Genomic DNA, 10,074 nt, shown 5'->3' with positions numbered 1-10,074 from the left:
TTAAGTTTGATTTGAAATGCAAAGAGAAGGACTACGGATTATCCGTAGTCTTGAGTAGTTTATTTAATTGGTGCAGAAAAGCTGATATTTACTTGAGACCAGGTCATTCCCTCATGTAAATCGTGGCATCCTGTAGCTAGTTTTTTGAAAGCATCATTAAGGCCAAACTCCATAACATCAATCAAGCCCGTTGCAACAAATTTACCATCAGTGATAGTATAAGTCATAGGAACTTTAACAGTTTTTTCATTCATTCTAACCATCGCCAAGATAGTTCCTTGATCTTTTCCTTCCATTACATTTTTAAAAGTAACTTTAATGCCACCTTTTTTAAAACCAGAGAAAAAGAAATTTTTCATATTTTTATTTTTTGTGGCATCTTTTAGATCTACTTTCATCGGATCAATACTAGCTGTTGCACCTTCTAAGGTTGAAGCGATGCTATCAGATTTTTTTCCGAATTTATAAGCAATATCATTAAATGTTCCGGCTACAGCCACTTTTGTAGGGGTTTTGTAAGCTGTCCAAGAGGTTTGAGCCTTGCTTGTATCAATAGTAGTTGCGTTCGCAACAATTCCAAATAAAGCGATTGCCAAAATACCTGCAATTGACTTTTTCATTCTGAACTCCTTTTTATATTTGAATTAAACTACTACTGTACTATATTAAAATTAATAAACAAGAATTTATCTAATATTTTTTAATGCAAAAAATGTCTTGTGCCTGTGAAATATAATGCAATATTGTGTTTATTTGCACTTTGTATGACTTCTTCATCTCTGATACTTCCCCCAGGTTGAATAATCGCTTTGATTCCAGCACTAGCAGCCATCTCAATGCTATCTTTAAAAGGGAAAAATGCTTCAGAAGCTAGAACGGCTCCTTGTGTAGATAATCCCATATCTTTTGCTTTTGCTAAGGCCGCTTTTGAGGCATCTACGCGACTTGTCATCCCCATTCCAATAGCAATGAGTGTGGAATCTTTGACATAAGTCACACAATTTGATTTTGTAAGAGCAGCTATTTTATATGCTATATGCAGATCGTTATATTGGCTTTGGGTTGCTTTTAGCACACTCATTAGTTTGGCATTTTTAATCTCTTCTTCTGTGATGAAATCTGCTTCTTGATAGACAAATCCACCTTCTATGTGTTTAAAATCGATTTTATCTCTAGGAAAATCTAACTTTATCCCACCAGAACTGAAAATTTTCATCCTTTTTTTATTTGAGAAAATTTTTAAAGCATCTGGAGTTAAACTACCTGCGATTAAAACCTCAATAAAGGTTTGATTGATTTCTATCGCTAGAGCTTCATCAACGATTCCATTCACAGCCAAAACACCACCATAGGCACTCACAGGATCGCATTTGAGTGCCTCTTTGTAGCTATCAAGTAGATTTTCTTTTATTGCAAATCCACAAGGATTCCCGTGTTTAACGATACAAACAGCAGGAGAGTTTTTAAAGCTTGTAGCGATTTTTATAGCAGCGTTCATATCGGTGAAATTATTAAAACTTGCTTCTCCTTTGATTGTTTGAAATGTATTTTTGTAAAAATCTTCAAACTCATAAAGAGCTCCTTTTTGATGAGGATTTTCGCCATAGCGAGTTTGAGAAACTTTTGCACCTGAAATGAAAACCTTCTCTCCCATTCCATTATGAAAAACTCTATTCATATAATTAGCGATAAAACAGTCATATTCAGCAGTGTGTTCAAATGCTTTTATCATCATTTCACGTCGAAATTCAAGCGTGTTGGAATTGTTTTTTAGTTTATCTATTATGATTGGATAATCTTGAGGTTCTGTTATCACAAGCACATCTTGAAAGTTTTTTGCCCCCGCTCTTATCATTGATGGGCCTCCGATGTCGATGTTTTCTATGATTTCTTCAAAATTTTGAGTTTTTTGCGTTGTGGCTTTAAAAGGATAGAGATTTACACACACAATATCAATTGATTTGATATTGTGGATTTTGGCATCATTTAGATCTTTTGAGTTGTTTCTGCGATGCAAAATGCCGCCGTGAATTCTAGGATGAAGTGTTTTGACCCTACCATCAAAAAGCTCAGGACTTTGTGTATAGCTACCCACATCAATAGCAGGGATAGAGTTTGCTCGTAAGATTTTAAGCGTCCCGCCTGTGCTTAAAATTTCATAACCCAAAGAGTGAAGTGTCTTTGCAAAATCTACAATACCTTCTTTGTTGCTCACGCTTAGTAATGCTTGCATAGTATTCCTTTATGTTTTAGAAGAGTTGTTAAAGTATAGCAAAAGCAGTATATAAATTTGTAATCCTTTTAGCTTGTGGTATTTTGGAATTATTAGAATTGATTGAAAAGTTATGGATTTGCTGTATGACATTTAAAAATATGATCAAATTCTAAAAGTATCAAGAATAAGATGCAACAAAAAGGAATTTTCAGTTATGTGCCTATGAGTTTGTTTGGAAATGTGATGGGGCTCAGTGGTTTGGTTATTGGTTGGGAATTAGATTGCGATCTATAATGGACTGCCTTTTGTGATTTCAGAGATCATTTTATTGCAGCAGTTTGGTTTTTCATATCTTTTGATTCATCTGATTCTTCCTCTTTTTGTGTTTGTTCGCTCAAGATCAGATTTTTTGGAATGCTGAGGTGAAGAGTCTTTTTATCTGAGATTTTTAATTCAATATAGTATTCATCTCCCATATTCGATAGAACTTTTGGTTTTTTGAGTGTGTTGTTTGCATCTAGAAAGTTAGCTGGAATGATAGCTTTTGCTTTTGGATCTAAGATAAGAGCATCAGGAGTGTAGTTACCAAAGTGGAGTAAGTGTATGATTAATGGAAAAGATGACACACTTGCAATTAGACTAGGTATTGTAATTAATACAAGTACCAATACTTTTTCAATCAATATTGAATTAATAGCAGCGCTAATTGTAGTATAAAAAATCAATAGCACAAGAAAATTTAGTAGAAGTATTTTATAAAATTCTATATTAATTAAAATTAAAATTTGATTCATACAAAAAATAGGTACAATAATTAAAATAAAAATAATAAATATATAAAATATATAACATATAATAATCTTAATATTTTTAATATTAAAAGTATTAGTAGATATATATAATCCAGCAAGTATGCTTGTAAGTATAAATAATGAAATTCCAATCCAATTATCAATCTTTAAAGATAAAAGATATACTATTGATGGAAGTATAAAAATTAGTGCAACAGAAAATATTTTTTTTTCGCTTATCCATTTATTTTTAAATAGTGGAGCTATTACTATATATAAAATAATAGGATATATCATAAATAGAATACTAAATAAAATTATATTTATACTAAAAAGAATGATATAATATATAAAATTTTCCCTATTTAGATTTGGAAAATAGTCTATTTCGATAAAATATTTACCAAATATGAATATTCCAATAGTAAAAAATATTAAAGTAGCAATAAATTTATAATTAATTCCAATTTTTATAATATTATAAAAATTAAACTCATTATTTTTTATTAATATATTAATAAAATTTGTACGAAATTTAATTTTATTATAATATTTTAAATTATTATCAATAATATGATAACATATATAAATTTTTTTATCAATATTTTCAATTCTATGAATACTGCATTCACAGTTTTTTGTTTTTATGGAACTGAGTAATTTTTTTTTAGATTGCAATAATTTTTTTAATTCATTACAATATTTTACATCACTATATTCTTTTGTTAAAAGTTCGATATGATAGTCACATTGAGCAATAAGCCTATCTTTACTCTCAAGAATATCTTTTACATCCATTTATTTATCTCCAAAAATAAATGCAATTATAATGATTATTAACTTAAAGAATTCAATATATTGCTATAGATTTCTTCTGGAGGTAATTGAGAGATGTTTTGGAATTGCGTTTTATTAAAGGTGCTCTGACGTTTGGCTAATTGTGCGGTGTGTGTAGAAATAAGGGGAGTGAGTTCTTCATAAGTGATATGACCTTCTAGATAAGAAATGCATTCTTTGACCCCAATTGCTTTGAAGGGTTGCGAATTTTTAGGGTATTTTTGCAAGAGAGTGGTTATTTCTTCAATGAGCCCTTCTTCTATCATTTGTTGTGTTCTTTGAGTGATTTTACTTCTTAAATTCTCTCTATCGGTTTTTATTTCATAGAGTTTTACAGGACAGGGAAAGGGAGTTTTAGGGTGAGTGACAAAATACTCGCTCGGTTTGGTTTGTGTGCTAAAAAATATTTCCAAAGCTTTATGTATGCGGTAAGTGTCATTTTCCTTGATAGATTTTGAATAGAGTGGGTCAATTTGTAAAAGAAAGCTATAGGGATTTGGTATGGAGTTGATTTGAGTGTTGATTTTTTCTTTTTCTTTAGGAGAAATATCAGGTATAGGGCTCAAGCCTTCCAATATGGATTTCAGATAAAAGCTACTGCCCCCCACTATAAGGAGAGTTTGTTTTTTTGTGAAATTGATGGCATTTTCTAGCAGGTTTTTGAAGATGATTGCATTATTGGGTTCTGTGATGTTTAATTCATCGATTGCATAGTGTCTGATTGCCTCGAGATCTGCTTTTTTTGGTTTTGCTGAGGCGATGTCTATTTCTTTGTAGATACTCAAAGAATCAAGTGAAAAAATCTCCGCATCTATGGTTTTAGCTATTTTTATAGCAAGGGCAGATTTCCCACTAGCACTAGGGCCTAAAATAGCGATGAGTTTGGTATTCTTCATTTATCACAATACAATTCTAGCAGGATGGGTGTAGATATTGAGCTTATCATCTCTAGCAAATCCTATCAGGGTGATACCTAGCATCTGGGCAGTTTTGATTCCAAGTTGCGTGGTTGCAGCTCGTGAGATAATAATAGGAATATCATGCATACCTGCTTTCATAATCATTTCCATTGATAAACGCCCACTTACTAATAGAATCGCACTTGAAGTATCTAGATTATTTAGTTTTGCTTTTCCAACCACTTTATCAATAGCATTGTGTCGTCCTACATCTTCAGATTTTACGTATTTATTATTTTCTAAACACAAAACGGCTTGATGAACGCAACCTGTAAGCTTAAAAAGTTCATTGCTAGAGTCAAACTCTTCAATAAGTTTCCAGATTTTATTGATAGAGATTTTCATTTGTGAAGAAATAAATTTTTCTGTTATTTTGCCTTCAAAATTCCCCGTAACCCCAACACAACAGCCAGAAGTTAGAGTCTTCTCGTGATAGAGATTTGAAATATTATCTTCATTGATTTTTGAATCAATAAACACACTCAAGCCATCATCAGATACATGAATGTTTGTGATATCCTCTATTTTTTCAATCACCCCTTCAGAGAGCAAAAAACCCACTGCGTGAGCATCCTGATCTATAGGGATACTCATTGTTGAAATTATCTTTGTGCCATTAAGATATAAAGCGATGCGTTCTTCTGTGATGATAATATCTTTTTTTGTGTCAAATGTGTTTGAGTCTTTATATGCCACAATACACGGAATTTCTGCAAGGAAAGTCTTGGCTTTCACTCGGTGAGTTCCTTGTAATAAAAACTATGCATTATGGCTAGTTCTTCTTCCCCCATTTCTCCATTCAAAATGGATTCCAAAGCTCCCTCAATAGCAAATACAGACATATAAATGTGAGTGATGAGCATCGCAATCACACCAAATCCAAGGACATTATGAATGATAGCACTCAAACGCAAAAAATTAATATCACCATAAAAATAATGCATAATAAGACCTGTTCCTGCCATCACAAAACCACCAATAGTGGCTATCCAAAACCACATCTTTTGACCTGCATTAAATTTCCCAGCAGGAATTGTAATTCTATCTTTAGATAGATATCCCCCCATGATTTTGAACCATTGTATATCATAGAGTTTGAACATAGAGACTTTAGCCCACATTAAAAACATCAAAATTCCAAACACAATAAAAATAAAAGTAGCAAAAAAATGAATATTTTTGGCAATTCTTATGGGCATTCCCCCACCAAGCTTATCTCCAAAAATCATAGCTAGACCCGTGAGACAAATCACAACAAAGGGCACAGCACTTCCCCAATGTATGATGATGTTGTATTTTGAGAAGACTTTGAATTTTCTAGCGTGATGGTTGAACTTCAAAGCTCCTATGATTTTGTGATGTCCAAAAAATACAGCAATAGTCAAAATAATCACCGCTAAAAAAATCGGGGCAAAAAATTTGTGTTGTAAAATTGTAAAACCTTCACCAAGTCCTTTGATTCCTCGAATTCCTGTGATTTTATCTCCATTATTTAGCACACTGATATTTGTGCCATTCATTTGTGTGAGTGGTCCATTCACAACTCCAGCTGTGCTAGAATGGAGTCCCCAATTTTTGATAGCTTCAATTTGGTTGGTGCCATAAATCTTTTTGTTATAACTAAAATCCACAGATTTTTCAGCGTTATTGTGCGAAATTTCGGTAGCTAATATGTTTTTTATAGGGAAAAATAAAAGCACTAATGCAAGAAAAATACTTTGATAGCTACCGATAAAACAATAAAATTTACTAGATGTATTTTTTAGTGGAGATGGTGTTTTGATCATTTTATTCTCCATATGCCTTGCTCCAAATATATGGAACTTGAGCCGTTTCATTTCCACGTGCAAAAGTTCGTGTCCTGATAATTGAACTAACTTCTTTGGAGCTTCCAGCTAAAAGTGCTTTAGTAGAACACATTGCCGCACAAGCAGGGACTTTTCCTTCTGCAATCCTATTTTGTCCATATAGCTTGTATTCTTTTTCGCTATGTGTTGGTGCAGGACCTCCAGCACAAAAGGTGCATTTATCCATTGAACCTCTAGAGCCAAAAACATCGCTAGTAGGGAATTGTGGAGCTCCAAAAGGACAGGCATATAGGCAATATCCACAACCAATACAAGTCTCTTTGTTGTGTAACACAATTCCATCAGCTCTAATATAAAAACAATCTACAGGACATACCTTTGCGCAAGGAGCATCTGAACAATGCATACAGGCGATAGATAAAGATCTTTCTTTACCTACAATGCCTTCATTGATAGTGACTACTCTTCGTCGATTCACGCCTACTGGAAGATGATGAGCCTCTTTACAGGCAACATCACAGCCATGACAATCAATACAGCGATTATCATCGCAATAAAATTTGATTCTAGAGTGATCTTGCAAGTTAAAACCTCCAGAATCTATGTTTGGATTGTTTGTGTTCGTAACGCTCATATTCTCTCCTTATGCTTTTTCTATGCGGCATAAACCGCATTTGGTTTCAGGACAAGCAGTGTTATAATCAAAACCATAGCTTGTTACCATAGAAGCGGCCTCACCTACTGCATAAGGCTTTGTTCCTTGAGGGTATCTATCAATAAGATTCTTTCCTTCATAAATACCAGAGAAATTTTGTGGCAAGAAGACACTTCCTTCATCCACTCTGTAAGAATATTTTGCCTTTACTAGTATTTTAGTGCCACTTGTGCCATATACCCAGACATCATCTCCATCATTCACATTCAGGCTAAGAGCAGTATTTGGGTGGATCTCTACAAACATCTCATTATAGATTTCCGCTAGATATTTTGCACTTCTTGTTTCTGTTCCTGTTCCCATATGTGCTACAAGTCTTCCTGTGAGCATATTAAGTGGGTATTCTTGTTTCCAATCCTTTTCTTTTTGTCTTGAGATGTATTTTAGATTCGCCCTGAAGTTATTTTTCTTATCAGGGAAGGTTGGATATTTTTGTGTTAAATCAGGACGGTAGCTGTGTAATGGTTCTCGGTGGATAGGTATTTTGTCATACCAATCCCACACAATCATCCTAGCTTTACCATTTCCATAAGGGCATAATCCAGCTTGAAGGGCTTTTTCTACTAGAATATTTGTTGTTCCAGTTGAGAAAGAAGTTCCCTTCACGCTTGTTTTTTCTTTTTCTGTGAGTTTGATACCCAGAACACTTTCTATATTTTCAGCTGTTATTGCGGGGTGACCTGTGATTTTAGATCCTGGTAACCTTCTAGGACTTAAGAGATTTGTGCCATCAGGGGCTTTGATTCCCCAATTTACTCTAAAGCCCATTCCTCCTTGCATTACAGGAATAGAGTCATTGTACATCACAGGAGTACCTGGATGCTTTTCACTCCAACAAGGCCAAGGCAATCCATAGTATTGATTTTTCATAGGTCCCATACCTGCTAGGGTTACTTTATCAAACATATGCCAATTATCGCAATGTTCTTTCAAGCGTTTTGCACTCATGCCTTGCAATCCTATGCTACGAATGCTCTGTGCCATTTCAGTTGTTGCATCATCAGGCCATATGAAATCTTTTCGTCCTTCTTTTTTTGCGATATTGTATAAGGACTTTTGGAATTCTTCTTTGAATCCAAGTCTTTGAGCAAGATCAAATAAAATTTCGTGGTCTTCTCTGCATTCAAACATAGGCTTCATCACTTGATAACGCCACTGATATCCTCTATTTGTAGCTGCAACAGATCCACTTGATTCCATTTGAGATGCTGCAGGGAGCAAAAATAGATTGTCTTTTCTATCTGTGATGACCGCCACATCATTCACATAAGGATCGATAAAAACTACTAGATCGAGTTTATCAAGTGCGGCTTTTGTTTTATCAAGTAATGAGGTTGTTGAAATTCCATTACCGATAACCACGAGTGCTTTTATAGGAGTATTGTTATTGTTGGCAAAGTTTTCTTCATCTAAGACTCCAAATCTCCAAGTTGATAGTGCATAACCTGTTTTTTCCATCATTTCCTTAGAAGCAAATCGTTTTTGCATCCACTCATAATCCACATCCCAATGGGCACAGAAATGTTTCCAAGACCCCTGTGCTAATCCATAATAACCTGGAAGACTATCAGATAAATTTCCCATATCTGAAGCACCTTGAACATTATCGTGTCCTCTTAAAATATTCACCCCACCTCCATTTTTGCCAATATTGCCTAACATCAGTTGCAAAATTGGCATTATACGGGTGTTGTTTGTTCCTACGGTGTGTTGTGTGAGCCCTTGATTCCATATTAAAGAGGCAGGTTTGGCTTTTGCCATTTGTGTTGCTACTCTTTTAATAGTATCCACAGGTATGCCAGTAATATTTGCTACTTCATCCAAAGGATATTTTTGAGCTTCTTTAAAGATTTCTTCATATCCATAAACTCGCTCTTTGAGATATTTTTCATCATAGAGTTTTTGAGTATAAATATGATTTAACATTCCATATACAAATGCCACATCCGTACCACTTCTTATTCGAACATATTCATCGGCTTTTGCAGCTGTTTTGCTAAAATGTGGATCGACACATACGATGTGTGCTCCCGCTTCTTTTGCTCGTAATATATGAACCATTCCCACAGGGTGATTTACGGCAGGATTTGCACCAATAACTAGGATAAATTTTGAAAATTGCATATCTCCTAAGTGATTTGTCATCCCACCATACCCGAATGTATTCGCCACACCGGCGACTGTTGGGCTGTGTCAGATTCTAGCTTGGTGATCGATATTGTTAGTTCCAAAAAATGCAGCAAATTTGCGAATGTAATAACTTTGTTCGTTGCTAACTTTTGCAGATCCTATGAACATAACGCTATCAGGACCATTTTTTTCTCTAATATCACTGAGTTTGTTAGCGATTTTATCCATTGCACTATCCCAAGTCGTTCTTTCCCATTTTCCATTCACTTTTTCGATAGGGTAACGCAAACGAGTTTCACTTCTAGCTCGATCTATCATATCCGCACCTTTGCAGCAGTGACCACCTTGAGAAATGGGATGATCTTGAGCGACTTCTTGTCTGATCCATACCCCATCTTTTACTTCCGCAATAATCCCGCATCCTACAGAGCAATGCGTACAGATAGTTTTTATTTTCACTGATCCTGGATATGCTTCTTTGAGTTCTTGTTTCTTAGCTTGTTTGATTATGTCTTTTGTATCATTTCCTAATGCTTGAGACAAACCAGCTACACCAGCTAAGGCGGACATTTTCATAAAAGTCCGACGCGATTGTGTTCTGTTGTTGATTTCACTCATC

8 protein-coding genes are annotated in these 10,074 nt (G+C 34.5%); all 8 read right to left on the bottom strand.

What is annotated here, in order from left to right; translation table 11 throughout:
- Window positions 1-59: 59 nt before the first annotated feature.
- Window positions 60-620 (bottom strand): YceI family protein, encoded by a 561-nt coding sequence (locus tag BKH42_RS00375; RefSeq protein WP_095293643.1) that lies wholly within the window; start codon window positions 618-620, stop codon window positions 60-62.
- An 80-nt stretch (window positions 621-700) separates the two neighbouring features.
- A complete protein-coding gene (gene purH, locus BKH42_RS00370) occupies window positions 701-2,233 on the bottom strand; it encodes a bifunctional phosphoribosylaminoimidazolecarboxamide formyltransferase/IMP cyclohydrolase (protein WP_095293641.1) in 1,533 nt (510 codons plus the stop codon).
- A 302-nt stretch (window positions 2,234-2,535) separates the two neighbouring features.
- Window positions 2,536-3,804, bottom strand: coding sequence for a hypothetical protein (locus BKH42_RS00365; protein WP_095293639.1), 1,269 nt, complete (start codon window positions 3,802-3,804; stop codon window positions 2,536-2,538).
- Between the two features lie 38 nt (window positions 3,805-3,842).
- Window positions 3,843-4,739: a tRNA (adenosine(37)-N6)-dimethylallyltransferase MiaA gene (miaA, locus tag BKH42_RS00360; RefSeq protein WP_095293637.1), complete on the bottom strand. Its 897-nt coding sequence runs from the start codon at window positions 4,737-4,739 to the stop codon at window positions 3,843-3,845.
- Window positions 4,740-4,742: 3 nt separating this feature from the next.
- Entirely contained in the window at window positions 4,743-5,537 is a 795-nt protein-coding gene (fdhD, locus tag BKH42_RS00355; protein ID WP_343286862.1) for a formate dehydrogenase accessory sulfurtransferase FdhD, read from the bottom strand.
- The gene (locus BKH42_RS00350; protein WP_095293635.1) at window positions 5,534-6,589 is read right to left on the bottom strand and encodes a formate dehydrogenase subunit gamma; all 1,056 of its coding nucleotides are present in this window, start codon (window positions 6,587-6,589) and stop codon (window positions 5,534-5,536) included. The genes fdhD and BKH42_RS00350 overlap by 4 nt, the downstream gene beginning before the upstream one ends.
- A 1-nt stretch (window position 6,590) precedes the next feature.
- Entirely contained in the window at window positions 6,591-7,244 is a 654-nt protein-coding gene (gene fdh3B, locus BKH42_RS00345) for a formate dehydrogenase FDH3 subunit beta (RefSeq protein ID WP_095293633.1), read from the bottom strand.
- Window positions 7,245-7,253: 9 nt separating this feature from the next.
- Window positions 7,254-10,073, bottom strand: a complete 2,820-nt coding sequence (locus BKH42_RS00340; protein WP_257874206.1) for a molybdopterin-dependent oxidoreductase — start codon at window positions 10,071-10,073, stop codon at window positions 7,254-7,256.
- Between the last annotated feature and the right edge of the window lies 1 nt (window position 10,074).

This window comes from Helicobacter sp. 13S00482-2 (genome assembly GCF_002272795.1).
Taxonomy (GTDB): Bacteria; Campylobacterota; Campylobacteria; order Campylobacterales; family Helicobacteraceae; genus Helicobacter_J.
Note: the sequence above shows the minus strand (reverse complement) of the source record. Positions and strands in the feature narration are given on the sequence as shown.